Source organism: Pseudomonas sp. FME51 (assembly GCF_014897305.1).
In genome coordinates this window covers 652,329-668,657 of sequence record NZ_JABUYN010000001.1, presented here as the reverse complement: position 1 = coordinate 668,657, position 16,329 = coordinate 652,329, and the positions used below count along the sequence as shown (strand labels likewise).

The window sequence follows — 16,329 nt, the reverse complement described above, 5'->3', positions numbered from 1 at the left end:
TGTGCTTAATGTTTTATTATGAAAATAATATAAGAGGGGATAGTTTATTATTGATAATGTAATTAAATAGAATTAATTTATCGATTTTTGATATTTTATTATTCTGTTAATATTCATAACTGTTTGATTGGTTTTGTTTTATTCTTTTTTAATGATTTCTCATTAATGATTTTATTTATAATTACCGTGGGGTTTATAATGCGAGAAGTATTGTTTCTGTATGTAATAATTATTTGGATTTAATTATTGTGATGGTGAAGTTTTGGGAGTGTGATTTAATCATGTTTACAAGAAAAATAGTGATAAAAATCGAAATCTCCAAGTGTGGAGTTAGTTAGGAAGTGAAAAATTGATGCTAAAAGAATAAATTAAAGTTTATCTGCACTCTAATTTGATACGTAATACTAAAATTATCTTTAAATAATGAAAGTGATTAAAGATAAGAAAATATTATTTTTTTAGCAAATGTGGATAGCAGTACAAAAATACTTGTATAAATGATAAGTTGATGTTTTGCACGTAGTCTTATAAGAAATAATAAAAACGAGCAAAGTAAAAATAAATCAGACAAGACAGGAATAGGATAGGGAATATGAATGAGAGTAATAGCTCTGTAAATCAACACTTTATTCGTAAGCTTGAAAGTATTGTTGGTAAAAAGCAGGTATTAACACAAGCACATAAAACGGAACGCTATCGTAAAGGGTTTCGTTCAGGACAAGGTAAGGCATTAGCGGTTGTATTTCCTGCTAATCTATTAGAGCAGTGGCGTGTTTTTAAAATCTGTGTTGAAGCTGATAAAATTATTATTATGCAAGCGGCGAATACGGGATTAACAGAAGGTTCGACACCTAATGGCGATGATTATGATAGAGATATCGTGATTATTAGTACATTACGTCAAGATAAAATACAGGTTCTCTCAGAGCATAATCAAGTTATTGCCTTTCCTGGTAGTACGCTGTGGCATTTAGAAAAAGTATTAAAGCCATTAGGACGTGAACCTCATTCTGTTATTGGTTCGTCTTGTATTGGCGCTTCTGTTATTGGTGGGATCTGCAATAACTCCGGCGGAGCTTTAGTGCGTCGAGGACCTGCTTATACAGAATTATCGCTGTATGCTCGTGTTAATGAAAATGGTGAGGCCGAATTAGTTAATCACTTAGGAATTGATTTAGGTGAAACACCTGAAGAGATTTTAACGAATTTAGATAATCGTCATTATCACGAGAAACAAATACAAGCGACAGAAAAATTGGCGTCTGATCATGAATACCATGAACGTATACGTGATGTTGATGCCAATACACCTTCTCGTTTTAATAATGATGAACGTCGTTTGTATGAAGCGGCGGGTAGTGCAGGTAAGTTATCTGTATTTGCAGTACGATTAGATACATTTCCTGCAGATCATCACACCCAAGTTTTCTATATTGGGACTAATAATCCAGATGAACTTGAAGATATTCGCCGTCATATTTTAAGTCATTTTAAAACACTTCCTGTCGCAGGGGAATATATGCACAGAAGCTATTATAAAATGGCTGAGGAGTATGGGAAAGATACGTTTTTAGTAATAGATAAATTAGGCACAGATAAAATGCCAACTCTATTTGCTGTAAAAGGGCGAGTTGATGCGGTATTAAATAAAGTGCCTTTTTTACCTAAAAATATGGCCGATAGAATCATGCAGTTTATGAGCAAATTATGGCCAGCTCATTTACCTGAGCGTATGACAGATTTCCGTGATAAATATGAACATCATTTAATGTTAAGAATGGCTGATGAGGGTATTGAAGAGGCATCTACCTATTTAAAAGAATACTTTAAACAAGCTTCAGGTGATTATTTTGAATGTACAGAAGAGGAAGGTAATAAAGCATTCTTACATCGCTTTGCTGCCGCTGGTGCTGCTGTTCGTTATCATGCTGTTCATGTGAATGACGTTGAAGATGTATTGCCATTAGATATTGCATTGCGTCGTAATGACAAAGATTGGTTTGAAAAATTACCACCAGAAATAGAGAGTAAATTACTTTATAAACTCTATTGTGGTCATTTTATGTGCCACGTTATGCATCAAGATTACATTATTAAAAAAGGTGTTGATGCGAAGGCGCTAAAAGCAGAAATGCTGGCGTTATTAGATCAACGTGGAGCAGAATATCCCGCAGAGCATAACGTGGGTCATATGTATTATGCTAAGCCTCAATTAAAAGCATTTTATAAACATAACGATCCAACCAATAGCATGAACCCAGGTATTGGTAAAACCTCAAAATTAAAATATTGGGGAGATGAGTGTGGTTGTGGACATGCTCATAATGATGCTAATACAGAGAATAAAGAATAATAGTTTTATACTGAGCTTATTTAAGCAACAAGAAAGGCAGGTTAAAACCCGCCTTTTATTTTATCAATTAACTTGCAATCTCTTGAGCATATAAATAAAGCTCTTGTAGCTGTTTTAATTTTTCCTCGTTATCAGCATGTTCTTCAGCTAATAACTGAATAATATTAATATATTCGGTGAGTTTTTCTGGCGTTAACATCTCTTTTCTATGCGCCAACCAACGTTGTTGTTCGTCATAATTAAGTGTTGAAGGGTAATTTCTTGCACGATAACGGAAAAATAGCGGTTCCATTCTTGCATCTTCAAACGTTAAATCTAAAGCGGGTAAATTCTGAGGTTGTGTTGAGCGAATGATCTCCATCGCACTACGATCATTCTCACTGAAAAAACCATTATAAATTTGTGAATCAACATTATCGGATACAGCAAAAGGCGTTTGTTGAGCAAATATTTCCACGACTTTATTGCGTATTTCTGGATGAGAAAACAAGATCGCTTGGTTTGTTAAACAAGCATCAATATCTAAACCAATTCTATCTGCATCTTGCTGTCTCAATGTATTTTGTGGTGCCACAATTGGACATTTATTAATATGCAGTAATTTAATTGGAACAGGTGGCTCATCAACTGACAATTCACTACGTGGTGTATATAAACGCTCACGTAATTGGTCTGAGTCGAGAGTTAATAGAGGAGATATATCTGCGGCTAAGTCACAAACAATAACCGCATTACGATTATCAGGGTGCCACGCTAATGGGGCAACAAGACTTAAATTAGAACGCGCGGCACCAAACATACCTGAAACATGCACAATCGGTGTCATTGCGGGAATATCAATTAGCGCCTGCACTTTGCGTTTATCACGTAAATTAAAGAAATAATCAAACATTCTTGGTTGAGCTTGCTTTAATTTTTTTGCCATCGCAATGGTGGCATAAACATCAGACATCGCATCATGCGCATTTTCATGAGAAATGCCGTTGGCTTTGGTTAATAACTCTAAACGGAAACTTGGAAAACCGTCTTCATTTTCAGGCCAAACAATACCTTCAGGGCGCAGCGCATAGCAAGCACGTAAAACATCAAGTAAATCCCAACGCGAATTTCCTTTTTGCCAGCTATAAGCATAAGGATCATAAAAATTACGATAAAGGATATTACGAGTGACTTCATCATCAAAACGAAGGTTGTTATAACCCATAATACAACTATTAGGTTGGCTAAAAGCTTGATGGATCTGGCGAGTAAACTCTGCTTCAACCATCCCATTTTTTGCCGCAATTTGTGGTGTTATTCCTGTGATCATCACAGCTTCTGGATGGGGTAGATAATCATCATTAGGTTTGCAATAAATAACGAGAGGATCTTCAATAATATTGAAATCCATATCAGTTCTAACACCTGCAAATTGTGCTGGACGATCCAGTGCGGGGCGTGTGCCAAAGGTTTCGTAGTCATGAACGTAAAATGTGGGCGTTTTCGCTGAATTAGACAAGGTTTCCTACCGTAAGTTTATTGATGATTTTTTAAATCATTACTCAATGAGTTGTATTGGGCTTAATTAAGACTATGGTAAACCATAACGCGGTAAACGTGAAATGTCAGATCAAAGCACACTTATGTAGTGTTTAATATAGGGTGTGGCAGTAAGGATAAGTAGGAGTGTGCCACCACTAATATTGATTACTTTTTTCATGGTAATAATATTGATTTTTTGTGATGACAATAAAATAAAACCACAGCAAGCAATCAGCCAGATGGTCATCATTAAAATATGAATGGAAGATAAGGCAAGATAATTAACTAATGTTGGTGTTGACCCTGCATAGCTGGAAACAACCACGAGGTATAACATAATTGCTTTAGGGTTAAGCACATTAGCAATATAAGCGGTTTTAATAGAGGCTTTTTGATGAATAATAGTGGTGTTTTTAGCCGCTTTTAATCCAGAGCGTATCAGTGAAATGCCAAGATAAATTAAATATAAGTTGCCAAGGAGAGTTAACACTATAAAAGCAGAGGGGGACGAAACTAAGAGTTTGGTTATTCCCAATCCTACTAAAATCCCGTGAGTAATAATGCCTAATGCAGTGCCTATAATCGTGATCAATAACCCTTTTACACCATAGGTTAGGGTATTGTCTAAAGCGATTGTAAAACTTGCACCCGGCGAGATAATGATAGGCAGTAAAGTAATAATAAAACCCAATATATCCATAGTATTATCTTCGCTGATTAGTCCTGATACTTTTTTAGTCTTCGTCGAAAAATTGCATACCGGAATAAGGATGTTGACGGCAAGCTTCTAAGCGACTTTTTAAATCACCCACATGGACTTCAAGTTTATGATGGTCAGGATCGTAAAAATAGAATGAATCGCCTTCACTTTTATTTTCTTTCCATGCAGTAATACCATGAGATAAAAGGTGTTGTTTAAAGGCTTCAAAATTATTTGCAGATAAACTGAAAGCATAATGGGTGTAATCACTGTCTTCAGTAATATGGCGTTTATCGTGAGATAAACATAACCATAAGGAGCCTAGTTGTAGGTAAGCGCCGTTATCCCATAAAGCAAGGGGCTTAAAACCTAATATTTCAGTATAAAAGGCAAAGCTTTTATTCACATTATTGACGGCGAGTGTTAGGTGGTTTAAATCAGTTAGCATGGCTTGAATATAGTTATGAAAGATACAGCTATTTTAGCAAAGGAAACCAAAGAAAATGAAATATATGATACCTATTTGTGCGTTTTATTGTGAATAACGGTAATAAAAGTAAAAGTGGATCTAGAACACGTAACTCAAATTGTTAACGTTAACTTATGTGCTTCATATCACATTAAAGCGATAAAATTGTTTGTTAACTTAAAAGTTAACGTTAACATTTAAGGGTGGAATGACTTTATAAGGCGCTTAACCAATGAACAAAGACTCAAAAAAATACTATGCGATCTTAAGTGCACTGTTATTTTTCTTCTTTTTTACCTGGTCTTCATCATTTTCATTAGTCTCTATTTGGCTAAACCAGTATGTCGGGTTAAGAGCGACTGACACAGGATTAATATTTTCTGCTATTTCTCTGATTGCATTATGTGCTCAACCTTTATATGGCTTTATTCAAGATAAATTAGGATTAAGAAAAAATTTATTATTAGTGATCGCCATCTTATTGATTCTTTCAGGGCCATTTTTTCTTAGTTTTGCATCAATATTACGCTGGAATATCTTTATGGGTTCCATTTTAGGGGGCTTATATGTCGGTATGACCTTTAATGCAGGGATTGGCGTATTAGAGTCATATACAGAGCGTGTTAGTCGTATTCGTGGTTTTGAATACGGTAGGGCGAGAATGTGGGGATCACTAGGTTGGGCATCCGCGACATTTATTGCTGGACACAATATTAATATCGACCCTAATTACAATTTTGTCATGGCCTCTATTTCTGGGGTTGTGTTCTTAATTCTTTTAGCTTTGTTAAAAACAGGTAAGTCCGACGCCTTTAATCAATTAGAACATGGTAAAACGTCGGCAATTACAATAAAAGACGCACTCAATTTACTTTCATTACCTCGTTTTTGGGCCCTTATTTTATTTGTGATTGGAACGTGTGTTTATGGTGTGTATGACCAACAGTTTCCAGTGTTTTTTTCATCACAATTTGCGACATTACAGCAGGGAAATGAAATGTACGGATACCTGAATTCATTACAGGTATTCTTAGAGGCTGGTGGCATGTTTCTTGCCCCTTTCTTGGTAAATAGAATAGGGGCTAAAAATGGTTTATTGCTGGCAAGTAGTGTTATGGCCGCACGTATTATTGGCTCGGGATTAGTTGAAGGGCCAATCTTAATTTCTTGTATGAAATTATTACATGCCGTTGAGTTACCGATTTTATTAATTTCAATTTTTAAATATAACAGTCAACATTTTGATAAACGTTTATCTTCAACACTGTATTTAGTGGGTTTCCAATGTGTAAGTTCTATTGTAGCGACATTACTTTCGCCATTAGCAGGTTATGGATACGATCATTATGGTTTTGCACCAACCTATATGGTGATGGGATGTATTGTGGCTGGAACAACACTTCTTTCCGCTGTCTTTTTATGCTCAGATTCAAAAGCTTTATTGCCATTTGATGTATTGCAGCATGAAGATCAAAATAAAACTCAACCCGTTTAATTGCTTTTTGATTTATCCTTTGTAGTGTCAATTTTGGCTACCGATAAAAATGTGTAGCCATTTTTTTATCATTAATGAACGTATATTTACTCATTAAACAATGTTGACTATATTTATTAATACATGTCATTCTAATTAATTGTTAATTAAGCAAAATCAATTAAATTTGTAAACATTGCTTGTTTATTGACACGATTAAGCGATAATCTTAAACAGAGCTATTTATCTTAAATATCAATTGTAAAGGTGTAGGAAATGGATAACGCAAACAAGCCGTCTTTCCAAAACGTACTGGAGTTTGTGCGTATGTATCGTCGTAAAAACAAAATCCGTCGTGAGATCACTGACAATGAGAAAAAGATCCGTGATAACCAAAAGCGTGTTCTTTTATTAGACAACTTAAGTGAATATATTAAGCCTGGTATGTCGATTGAAGATGTACTTGGTATTATTGCAAATATGCGTAGTGACTATGATGATCGTGTTGACGATTACATTATTAAAAATGCCGATCTGTCTAAAGAGCGCCGTGAATTATCTAAGCAATTAAAAGCGATGGGGGAAATTAAAAATCTTCCTGATCTAAAAGACTAATTGCTTTACTAAGTATAAGAAATTGAAGGCCTCTAAATTGAATATTTAGGGGCTTTTTTATTTTTGGCTTAATAAGCACTAAGTTAATTTGCTAATAGTTACCCAAAAAAAAGAACCCACTAAAAAGTGGGTTCTCAATTTAGAAGTATTATTAAGATATTCTTAATAACACTTTATTATCATTTTTGACTTTCAGCTTTAGTCATGACCGAAGAAGCATGATTAGTCGAACTATGTCCACCCGCACCTGTACGGCCTTTCTTATCAAAAGCAGGACGAGCGTCCCATGCTTTGATTTCGATTTCTGCAGGAGCATTATCAGACGCTGGTGCTTTTGTCATTGGTGAGCTTGCACGTAGTTGGCGCACAATAGGCTCTTGACGAATAACGACAGTAGCAGGTTTGCTTTCTTTTACTGGTTCCGCTTCTACTACAGGTTCTGCATTTTCTTCAGGTTTATTTTCAATAACAGCTTCAACAACGTCTTCAACATGACTTTCTTTGCACGGTTCAGCGTTTTCTTCAGTTGCAATTGGTGTAACAACAGGTTGTGATTCAAGAGCCGATGTTTCATTTTGATCACTTTCTACTGCTGTAGTGGCCATTTGTGCAACTTCTTTCGTCTCAACAACGTTTTCAGCTTGTTGTGAAGCTTCATGCATATAAGCTTCAGTTGTATTTAATACGGCTGAAATATTTTCTTTACGGGTGACGTGATCTTCTGTATTTACTTCATTAATCACATTATCGACAACACTTTCATCAACAGTGTTTTCATTGACGTCTGTTGATGCTGATTGCGGTGCTATAGCGACAATCTCAGCAACAGCATCAGCATCAGTTGTTGACTCAGTGCTCACAGTGACAGAGTAAGTTGATTCAGCTGTTTCTGTCTGAGCAATATCAGCAACAATGACTTCTGAAACAGCTGGTGCAATAGCGACCATCTGGGGATCAGCATGAGTAATGATGTTCTTTTCACCAAAGTATTCATTGGTGTTTTCAACAAATGCCGCATCGCTTATTGGTGTCACAGGATAACGAATAAACACTTTACCTGAAGCTAGTTCAGGAGAGGCAACCGCCATAGCTAGAGGCATTGGTGATACTGTTAAGGTACGCTCATCACGATAACGGCGACGACGTTGACCACTTACACGCAAATGACGAGGTGAACGACGAGAACGGCGAGGCATCACATTATCTTGCCCGTTGTTATCTTCATTTTTACTGTCATCGTGTGATTTTGAGGTATCAGATACCGCTTTTACTGCTTGCGTTTCATTTGTTTCAACATTTGCAACAACTACGGCTTTAGGGGCTACTTTTTCAGTAGAAACAGCTTTAGTTGGTGTTGTGGCAACGGGTGGCTCAGAAACAGGTTTTTCTGTTGTTACAGGTGCAACAGGTAAAGCACTATCGTTGTCAGTAACACGAATAGATTGCGTTAACTGGCGGCGAGTCCGACGTTGCATGGCAGGGCGACGAGGTTCTTCCTTCTTCTCTTCTACGCTGTCTTTAGCATCTGTTTCATTTTCAGCAACAGCAACTTGTGTTTTAGCGGCTTCTTGTTGTTGTTGGCGTTTTTCTTCTTGGCGACGACGTTGTTCTGCACGCTGTTCACGACGTTGCTGACGGCGAGCTTCGCGTTCCGCAATCTCTTGTTCGCTATTTGCTTCAGTTGTTACTGCATTTTGCGGTTTCTGATTGCGATTTTTACGGTTATCTTCGCTGTTCGTATTATCACGATTGCGGTCATTATCACGATTGCGGTCGTTATCACGATTGCGGTCGTTATCACGATTACGGTCGTTGTCGCGATCACGGCGATTATTGTTGTTACGTCGATTATTGTTGTTACGACGATCACGACGATTATCATTACTCTCTTTCTTATTTTCCTGTGGCTGTTCTTTAGTCACAGTTGGTTCTGGTTCACTACCAAATAAGTTAGAGAAGAATTTTGCAATAGAAGCAAAGAAACCTGCGCTTTGTACTTGTTCTGATTTAACAGGGGCAGCTTGGGTAGGCAGCGTTTTTTTGTTTTTTGCCGTTTCAGTTGTGTCTTCTTCTTGTAATCCAAAGGCTGAGATAGCCGGTTGTTCAGGTGCTTTACGCTCTGCAACAACATCATCTTCAGCTTCATTTGACTGATTTTCGTGGAATTGCGCTAAATTATAGCTAAGCGACGTAATCTCTTCGCCTTTACGTACACGAACAACAGAGAAATGAGGGGTTTGCATTTGGTCATTAGGGACAATAATCACTTTAACGTTAGATTGACGCAGTTCAATGTCAGTAACGGCTTTACGTTTTTCGTTAAGCAAATAAGAGGCGATTTGAACGGGCACAATAGCATGCACTTCATGAGTATTTTCTTTCAGCGCTTCTTCTTCAATCAGACGTAGCACAGAAAGAGACAGTGATTCGTTATCACGGATGGTTCCTGTGCCTAAGCAACGAGGACAAACATGATGGCTAGATTCACCCAATGAAGGGCTTAAACGTTGGCGCGACATCTCTAATAAACCAAAGCGAGAAATACGTCCAATTTGAATACGAGCACGGTCTTGGCGTACAGCCTCACGCATCCTGTTTTCAACTTCACGTTGATGGCGCACTGGCGTCATATCAATAAAGTCGATAACAATTAATCCGCCTAGGTCACGCAAGCGTAATTGACGAGCAATTTCATCAGCGGCTTCTAGGTTAGTATTAAAGGCAGTTTCTTCAATATCACCACCACGAGTAGAGCGCGAGGAGTTTATATCAATAGCCGTTAATGCTTCAGTAGTATCAATAACTAATGCACCACCGGAAGGTAAACGTACTTCACGCTGAAACGCAGATTCAATTTGTGATTCAATCTGGTAATGACTAAACAGAGGAACTGCACCTGTGTAATGACGAATTTTGCTGGCAAAATCACCACGGCCAATTGCTTCGATATGACTACGCGCCATTTCAACAACTTTAGCATTGTCGATTAAGATTTCACCAATGTCAGGGCGTAAATAGTCACGGAATGCGCGAACAATAACATTACTTTCCTGATGAATTAAAAAAGGTGCTGGGCGATTCTCTGCCGCTTTTTTAATGGCATCCCAGTGTCTTAAACGATAACTTAAGTCTTGTTGTAGTGATTCGGCTGATTTACCCACACCCGCAGTACGCACAATCAGGCCCATTCCATCCGGAATTTCAAGGCTTGATAAGGCTTCTTTGAGTTCAGTACGGTCTTCACCTTCGATACGACGAGAAATACCACCTGCACGAGGATTATTTGGCATTAATACCAAATAACTACCGGCAAGGCTGATAAAGGTCGTTAATGCTGCACCTTTATTACCACGCTCTTCTTTATCAACTTGAACAATGACTTCCTGACCTTCTTTTAAGACATCTTTGATGTTAGGACGACCATGGGAGTGATAATTACTAGGAAAATATTCGCGGGCTATTTCTTTAATAGGAAGGAAACCGTGACGTTCCGCACCATAATCAACAAAAGCGGCTTCTAGGCTGGGTTCAATTCGAGTGATTTTACCTTTATAGATATTCGCTTTTTTCTGTTCATGACCGGGGCTTTCGATATCCAGATCGTACAAGCGTTGCCCATCCACAAGGGCAACACGCAACTCTTCCTGCTGAGTTGCGTTAATTAACATTCTTTTCATATTGTGACTTACTCGTTATTTTCACGTTTTATAATGTGCCACTAACATACGTAATTACACTATTGATAACCGATGACCTCGTGTCTTTTACAAATGCGTCAACCTCACGGCTGTCGATTGTATAGAGGTGCAATATCTCGGTGAGTCTGATTTTTAGTTCAAAAATTCAGCACTCTTTAATTGAACACGATGTTTCAACTCAATAAGCGATGTATTTGTGGCATACTAAATTGTTTGATTTTCGACTATGTCTTACGCCATTGCTGCATTTTGAAAATCAAACAAACAAAATTTTCATAAATATACCTGATAAACATAATCAGGAGAGTCTGCATTATTCCATTGGTGTTAGGGTGATAGCAAGATGACTTTTCCGCTTTGGTGACTTTTTCTGTATAAATATGAGAGATTAGCTAATGTTTCGTCTTTTTCCCATTATTCAGGTTAAAATAGACGGCAGAATTGATGTTATTTTGCGCACCATTAAGTTATTTGTAATTTTTATTTTAAGAGAGCCCAAGAATCGCCACTATGAAATCATTTAATCAAGTTCAGTTCGTCACCATTGATGGCGATGAAGCCGGCCAGCGTATCGACAATTTTTTACTGGCACGCTTAAAAGGTGTACCAAAAAGTATGATTTACCGAATTATCCGTAAAGGGGAGGTTCGGGTTAATAAAGGGCGAATTAAACCAGAATATAAATTGAATGCGGGTGATATCCTTCGCATTCCACCGGTACGAGTAGCTGAAAAAGAAGAAATTGCGGTTTCACCAAAATTAGATAAAGTTGCAGCACTCACAAATTGTATTTTATATGAAGATGATCACCTAATGCTGATTAATAAGCCATCAGGTACGGCAGTGCACGGTGGAAGTGGATTAAGCTTTGGTGTTATTGAAGGATTACGTGCATTACGCCCAGAAGCTCGGTTTTTAGAGCTAGTGCATCGTCTTGACAGAGATACCTCTGGCGTATTGTTAATTGCGAAAAAACGCTCGGCATTACGTGCATTACATGAGCAATTACGCTTAAAACAGATGCAAAAAGATTACTTAGCATTAGTACGCGGAGAGTGGCAATCTCATGCTAAAGTCGTGCAAGCTCCTTTATTGAAAAATATTTTACAAAGTGGTGAGCGTATAGTGAAAGTAAGTAATGAAGGTAAGCCTTCAGAAACACGTTTTAAAGTGGAAGAACGTTTTGAGTTTTCTACGCTGGTAAAAGCCAGTCCTGTGACAGGAAGAACACACCAAATTCGTGTTCATGCATTACATGCAGGTCATCCTATTGCATTTGATGATCGCTATGGTGATCGTAATTTTGATACTCAATTGGTAGGAACAAAACTTAATCGTTTATTTTTACATGCAAGTTCTTTAACGTTTACTCACCCATCAACGGGCGAACAAATGCGAATTGAAGCGCCTATGGATAATCAATTACGTCATTGTTTACAAGTATTACGTAGTCAAAAATCTTAAGCCGCTCATTTTTATTGCGGCAGAAAATCCGAAAGTTCAATGCGCCCAATTAGCTGGGCGTATTGCTTAAATGGACTGAAAAAAAACGGCAAACTAAAACACGATTAGCCCTCTACTTTAGTCATGCATTGCTCAACAATTTTATCAATGTCCCACTCTTTAGGGAGTGATTTAGAACCGTTTTTACGCATTTCCATGTCAACACGGATAAACTCTGTAATACCGTAATTTTTAATGATGCTATCGTAAGTACATCCACACACTTCGATAATTTGAGGCATCAGTGCATCATCAGTAATGCCTGAACCTAATAGACAGCTGCTGACAAAATTCTTTTTAAATGAGGACACGTTGTCGTCTTTTTTATCTGAAACTACACTGTCTTGAAGAATACTTGCTGTGCTAGCCGTCTTAGTTGTGGATATCTCAGTATCTTTTTCATCAGAACAACTTACTAATGCTGCTGCCATCACTAATGCTGTTAAGACTGATGTTAGTTTATTCATAATACGCTTTATCGCTACATAAGATTAAAAATAAGATGAGCAAATTATTTTTGATCATCAGAGAAAAATAATGGGTTTATTCTTTGCGAGAGTAACATTTTATTCAATCGGATAAGTGGTAAACCAATTAAAGAATTTGGATCATCCCCTTCGAACTTATCAAAAAGGGTGATACCTAACCCCTCTGATTTAAAACTTCCGGCACAATTGAAAGGCATTTCTTTATTTAAATAGCAGGTAATTTCATCATCTGTTAAATGGCGAAAGTAGACTTGAAATAATTCACAATGTGTTTGATGCTCTAAAGTTAAGCTATTATATACTGTTAATCCGGTATAAAACGAGACACATTGCCCTGATGCTTGTTTTAATTGTGTAAAAGCATTATCAAAATTATGGGGCTTGCCCGTGATTTTTTTATTCAGCACACAAACTTGATCAGAACCAATTATAAGGTGATGTGGAAATTTAGCTTGTAAAGCGCTGGCTTTTTCATAGGATAAGCGAGTAACAAGATCGTGTGCACACTCTGTGGGCATTGGGGTTTCGTTAATTTCTGGAGACGCCTGTATAAAAGGCATTCCAAGCTTTTTCAGCAACTGAGCTCGAAAGGGTGAAGTAGACGCAAGAACGAGTGGCAACATATTTTTTTTAAAATCCGTAGCAAAATGATGCCTGACATTCTAAACTATGCGCCGCTGATAAAGCGAATTTTGGTGGAAAGGTGTAGATAAACCGCCTTTTTCTTTGACTATATTCCATTACAAAGATAATATGCGCGCCTTATGCAAAAGGTAAAATTACCCCTGACCATTGATGCGCTGCGAGCCGCTCAGAAGAGTTTAGACTATGACGGTCATTATTCTCCAGAGCAAGTAAGCCGCTTAGCTGAATCAGTGGTCAGTGTGGACAGTAATATTGATGTGGCTTTATCATTTGATATAGACCATCAGCGTCTTGCCGTGATTAAAGGACATTCCGATGTGGATGTTACTTTAGAATGTCAGCGTTGTGGTGGCCATTTTCCCTATCATGTTCACGCAACATATTGTTTTAGCCCTGTTGTCAGTGATGAACGGGCCGAGGCATTACCGGAAGGATATGAACCAGTCGGTGTAAACGAATTTGGTGAAATAGATTTGCTGGCGATGATTGAAGATGAAATAATCCTCAACTTGCCGGTAGTTCCGGTACATGATTTTGAACACTGTGAAGTGTCCGACGCGGATATGGTGTTTGGTGAACTCCCTGAGGAATTATCAGAGAAACCAAACCCATTTGCCGTATTAGCCAGTTTAAAGAAAAGTACTAAGGAGTAAGGTCAATGGCCGTACAACAAAACAAACCAACTCGTTCTAAACGCGGTATGCGTCGTTCTCATGACGCGCTGACAGTAACTCAAGTTTCAGTTGACAAAACTTCTGGTGAAACTCACCTGCGTCACCATGTAACTGCTGACGGTTACTACCGTGGTCGCAAGGTTATCAACAAGTAATTAGCTTTATAGCTCGTTGATACCTTGACAAATCTAACCATAGCGTTAGATGCGATGGGCGGGGACTTCGGTCCTCGCATCACAGTGCCTGCTTGTTTGCGGGCGCTGGCATCTAATCCTCATTTAAAAATATTGCTGGTAGGTCAACCAGACTCTATCTCTCCTCTGCTTGCAAATCAAAATGCCGAGCTAATCTCCCGTTTACACGTTATACCCGCAGAGCATATTGTCGCCAATGATGCTAAACCTTCACAAGCCATTAGGGCGAGTAAAGGAACTTCAATGCGAGTGGCACTTGATCTGGTGAAAACAGGTGAAGCACAAGCATGTGTAAGTGCAGGTAATACTGGCGTATTAATGGGATTAGCAAAACTTCGGCTTAATGCAATTGATGGAATTGAACGTCCTGCGCTGGTGTCAATATTGCCTAACCAGAAAAAAGGTAAGACAGTTGTTCTTGATTTAGGCGCCAACGTTAACTGTGATAGCAAAATGCTGGTACAGTTTGCGATTATGGGTGCAGTGATGGCTGAAGAAATAGCAGGAATTGATTCACCTAAAGTTGCCCTTTTAAATATTGGTGAAGAAGAGAGTAAAGGATTAGATAATATCCGCGAAGCCGCTACAGTATTAAAATCGACACCTAATATTCATTATATTGGTTATGTTGAAGGTAATGAGTTACTGACAGGCAAAACTGATGTTCTGGTGTGTGATGGCTTCGCAGGTAATGTCTCCCTTAAAACAATGGAAGGGGTTATTAGAGTTTTCCTTTCATTGATTAAATCTTCTACTACCGAAAATAAAAAAACGTCGTGGTGGATGAAAATATTGAAGAAGTGGTTACAAAAACGGCTAATTAAGCGTTTTGGACACATGAACCCCGACCAGTATAACGGTGCTTCTCTGTTAGGATTACGCGGTATCGTCATTAAAAGCCATGGTGGCGCAAATGAACGCGCGTTTACAGCAGCAATAGAACAGGCTGTTCATGCCGTCGAGCGAAAAATCCCAGAACGGATCGCTTCACGACTGACAACAGTATTACCCAAGAGCGATTGATAGAATGTATACAAAAATCTTAGGTACTGGTAGTTACTTGCCTGTACAAGTGCGAACTAATGCCGATTTAGAAAAAATGGTTGAAACATCTGATGAGTGGATTGTTACCCGAACAGGTATTCATGAACGTCGGATTGCAACAGAAGAAGAAACCGTTGCCGTAATGGGGGCAGGTGCCGCTGAAAATGCATTAGAAATGTCAGGCATTGATAGACAAGATATTGGTTTGATTATCGTTGCAACAACATCGGGTTCACATGCGTTTCCGAGTGCTGCATGTCAAATTCAAAATACACTGGGTATCCGTGATTGTATTGCCTTTGATGTTGCTGCGGCATGTTCAGGTTTTGTTTATGCATTAAGTATTGCGGATCAATTTATTAAAGCAGGTTCTGTCAAGCATGCTCTTGTTATCGGTGCAGACAGATTATCCCATGCTTTAGATCCTGAAGATCGCGGTACTATTATTTTATTTGGTGATGCAGCCGGTGCCGCAGTAGTGGGTGCATCAGAAGAAAACGGCATTATCTCTACCCATTTACATTCAGATGGACGTTTTGGCGATTTATTAGCATTGCCTTACCAGAGTAGAGAAAATGAAGAGTTACCTGCTTACGTTACAATGGCAGGAAATGAAGTTTTTAAAGTCGCAGTTCGTGAACTTGCCCACATAGTGGATGAGACACTTGACGCTAACAATATTGATAAATCTGAACTGGACTGGCTTGTGCCTCATCAGGCAAATTTAAGAATTATTTCAGCGACAGCGAAAAAGCTGGATATGACAATGGATAAAGTAGTGGTGACATTAGATCGCCACGGCAATACGTCAGCAGCATCAGTCCCAACAGCGTTAGATGAAGCTGTGAGAGATAATCGTATCCAACGTGGTCAGTTAATTTTACTAGAAGCGTTTGGTGGAGGTTTTACTTGGGGTTCTGCACTTATCCGTTTTTAATATTATCAGGAAAA

14 protein-coding genes are annotated in these 16,329 nt (G+C 38.3%); 8 read left to right on the top strand and 6 right to left on the bottom strand.

The window, feature by feature from the left end; all coding sequences use genetic code 11:
- The first annotated feature begins 592 nt into the window (after nt 1-592).
- Nucleotides 593-2,353, top strand: coding sequence for a D-lactate dehydrogenase (gene dld / locus INT39_RS03205; RefSeq protein ID WP_193014353.1), 1,761 nt, complete (start codon nt 593-595; stop codon nt 2,351-2,353).
- A gap of 67 nt (nt 2,354-2,420) precedes the next feature.
- Here dld and sbcB read toward each other — a convergent pair whose 3' ends face one another.
- From sbcB to INT39_RS03190, 3 genes are all read right to left on the bottom strand, one after another.
- Nucleotides 2,421-3,851, bottom strand: coding sequence for an exodeoxyribonuclease I (sbcB, locus tag INT39_RS03200; RefSeq protein WP_193014354.1), 1,431 nt, complete (start codon nt 3,849-3,851; stop codon nt 2,421-2,423).
- 111 nt (nt 3,852-3,962) lie between these two features.
- Nucleotides 3,963-4,574 (bottom strand): LysE family translocator, encoded by a 612-nt coding sequence (locus tag INT39_RS03195; protein ID WP_193014355.1) that lies wholly within the window; start codon nt 4,572-4,574, stop codon nt 3,963-3,965.
- A gap of 34 nt (nt 4,575-4,608) precedes the next feature.
- Nucleotides 4,609-5,022, bottom strand: coding sequence for a VOC family protein (locus tag INT39_RS03190; protein ID WP_193014356.1), 414 nt, complete (start codon nt 5,020-5,022; stop codon nt 4,609-4,611).
- Between the two features lie 253 nt (nt 5,023-5,275).
- Between INT39_RS03190 and INT39_RS03185 the strand changes: the two genes are divergently transcribed.
- Complete coding sequence (locus INT39_RS03185; protein WP_193014357.1) at nt 5,276-6,538, top strand: MFS transporter; 1,263 nt, start codon at nt 5,276-5,278, stop codon at nt 6,536-6,538.
- 255 nt (nt 6,539-6,793) lie between these two features.
- The gene (gene tmaR, locus INT39_RS03180; protein ID WP_036937771.1) at nt 6,794-7,132 is read left to right on the top strand and encodes a PTS system regulator TmaR; all 339 of its coding nucleotides are present in this window, start codon (nt 6,794-6,796) and stop codon (nt 7,130-7,132) included.
- Nucleotides 7,133-7,311: 179 nt separating this feature from the next.
- Here the strand turns inward: tmaR and rne are convergent, their stop codons facing one another.
- Nucleotides 7,312-10,809, bottom strand: coding sequence for a ribonuclease E (gene rne, locus INT39_RS03175; protein ID WP_193014358.1), 3,498 nt, complete (start codon nt 10,807-10,809; stop codon nt 7,312-7,314).
- 531 nt (nt 10,810-11,340) lie between these two features.
- Here rne and rluC point away from each other — a divergent pair.
- Nucleotides 11,341-12,294: a 23S rRNA pseudouridine(955/2504/2580) synthase RluC gene (gene rluC, locus INT39_RS03170; protein ID WP_193014359.1), complete on the top strand. Its 954-nt coding sequence runs from the start codon at nt 11,341-11,343 to the stop codon at nt 12,292-12,294.
- A 104-nt stretch (nt 12,295-12,398) separates the two neighbouring features.
- On the opposite strand, the gene INT39_RS03165 is transcribed toward rluC, so the two are convergent.
- Both INT39_RS03165 and INT39_RS03160 read right to left on the bottom strand, forming a co-directional pair.
- Nucleotides 12,399-12,800, bottom strand: coding sequence for a hypothetical protein (locus tag INT39_RS03165; RefSeq protein WP_193014360.1), 402 nt, complete (start codon nt 12,798-12,800; stop codon nt 12,399-12,401).
- Between the two features lie 44 nt (nt 12,801-12,844).
- On the bottom strand, nt 12,845-13,444 hold the full coding sequence (locus tag INT39_RS03160; RefSeq protein ID WP_193014361.1) for a Maf family protein: 600 nt from the start codon (nt 13,442-13,444) through the stop codon (nt 12,845-12,847).
- 141 nt (nt 13,445-13,585) lie between these two features.
- Between INT39_RS03160 and yceD the strand changes: the two genes are divergently transcribed.
- Genes yceD through INT39_RS03140 form a run of 4 tightly spaced genes read left to right on the top strand, consistent with a single transcriptional unit; the run spans nt 13,586 to nt 16,315 of the window.
- Nucleotides 13,586-14,119, top strand: a complete 534-nt coding sequence (yceD, locus tag INT39_RS03155; protein ID WP_193014362.1) for a 23S rRNA accumulation protein YceD — start codon at nt 13,586-13,588, stop codon at nt 14,117-14,119.
- Between the two features lie 5 nt (nt 14,120-14,124).
- Nucleotides 14,125-14,295, top strand: a complete 171-nt coding sequence (gene rpmF / locus INT39_RS03150) for a 50S ribosomal protein L32 (RefSeq protein WP_006537252.1) — start codon at nt 14,125-14,127, stop codon at nt 14,293-14,295.
- Nucleotides 14,296-14,319: 24 nt separating this feature from the next.
- Complete coding sequence (gene plsX, locus INT39_RS03145) at nt 14,320-15,357, top strand: phosphate acyltransferase PlsX (protein WP_193014363.1); 1,038 nt, start codon at nt 14,320-14,322, stop codon at nt 15,355-15,357.
- 4 nt (nt 15,358-15,361) lie between these two features.
- A complete protein-coding gene (locus INT39_RS03140; RefSeq protein ID WP_193014364.1) occupies nt 15,362-16,315 on the top strand; it encodes a beta-ketoacyl-ACP synthase III in 954 nt (317 codons plus the stop codon).
- The last annotated feature ends 14 nt before the right edge of the window (nt 16,316-16,329 follow it).

What these genes read in the sequence shown, in the direction of transcription:
- dld (WP_193014353.1), top strand. Translation starts at nt 593, where the DNA reads ATGAATGAGAGTAATAGCTCTGTAAATCAACACTTTATTCGTAAGCTT.
- INT39_RS03195 (WP_193014355.1), bottom strand. Translation starts at nt 4,574, where the DNA reads ATGGATATATTGGGTTTTATTATTACTTTACTGCCTATCATTATCTCG.
- INT39_RS03190 (WP_193014356.1), bottom strand. Translation starts at nt 5,022, where the DNA reads ATGCTAACTGATTTAAACCACCTAACACTCGCCGTCAATAATGTGAAT.
- INT39_RS03185 (WP_193014357.1), top strand. Translation starts at nt 5,276, where the DNA reads ATGAACAAAGACTCAAAAAAATACTATGCGATCTTAAGTGCACTGTTA.
- tmaR (WP_036937771.1), top strand. Translation starts at nt 6,794, where the DNA reads ATGGATAACGCAAACAAGCCGTCTTTCCAAAACGTACTGGAGTTTGTG.
- rne (WP_193014358.1), bottom strand. Translation starts at nt 10,809, where the DNA reads ATGAAAAGAATGTTAATTAACGCAACTCAGCAGGAAGAGTTGCGTGTT.
- rluC (WP_193014359.1), top strand. Translation starts at nt 11,341, where the DNA reads ATGAAATCATTTAATCAAGTTCAGTTCGTCACCATTGATGGCGATGAA.
- INT39_RS03165 (WP_193014360.1), bottom strand. Translation starts at nt 12,800, where the DNA reads ATGAATAAACTAACATCAGTCTTAACAGCATTAGTGATGGCAGCAGCA.
- INT39_RS03160 (WP_193014361.1), bottom strand. Translation starts at nt 13,444, where the DNA reads ATGTTGCCACTCGTTCTTGCGTCTACTTCACCCTTTCGAGCTCAGTTG.
- yceD (WP_193014362.1), top strand. Translation starts at nt 13,586, where the DNA reads ATGCAAAAGGTAAAATTACCCCTGACCATTGATGCGCTGCGAGCCGCT.
- rpmF (WP_006537252.1), top strand. Translation starts at nt 14,125, where the DNA reads ATGGCCGTACAACAAAACAAACCAACTCGTTCTAAACGCGGTATGCGT.
- INT39_RS03140 (WP_193014364.1), top strand. Translation starts at nt 15,362, where the DNA reads ATGTATACAAAAATCTTAGGTACTGGTAGTTACTTGCCTGTACAAGTG.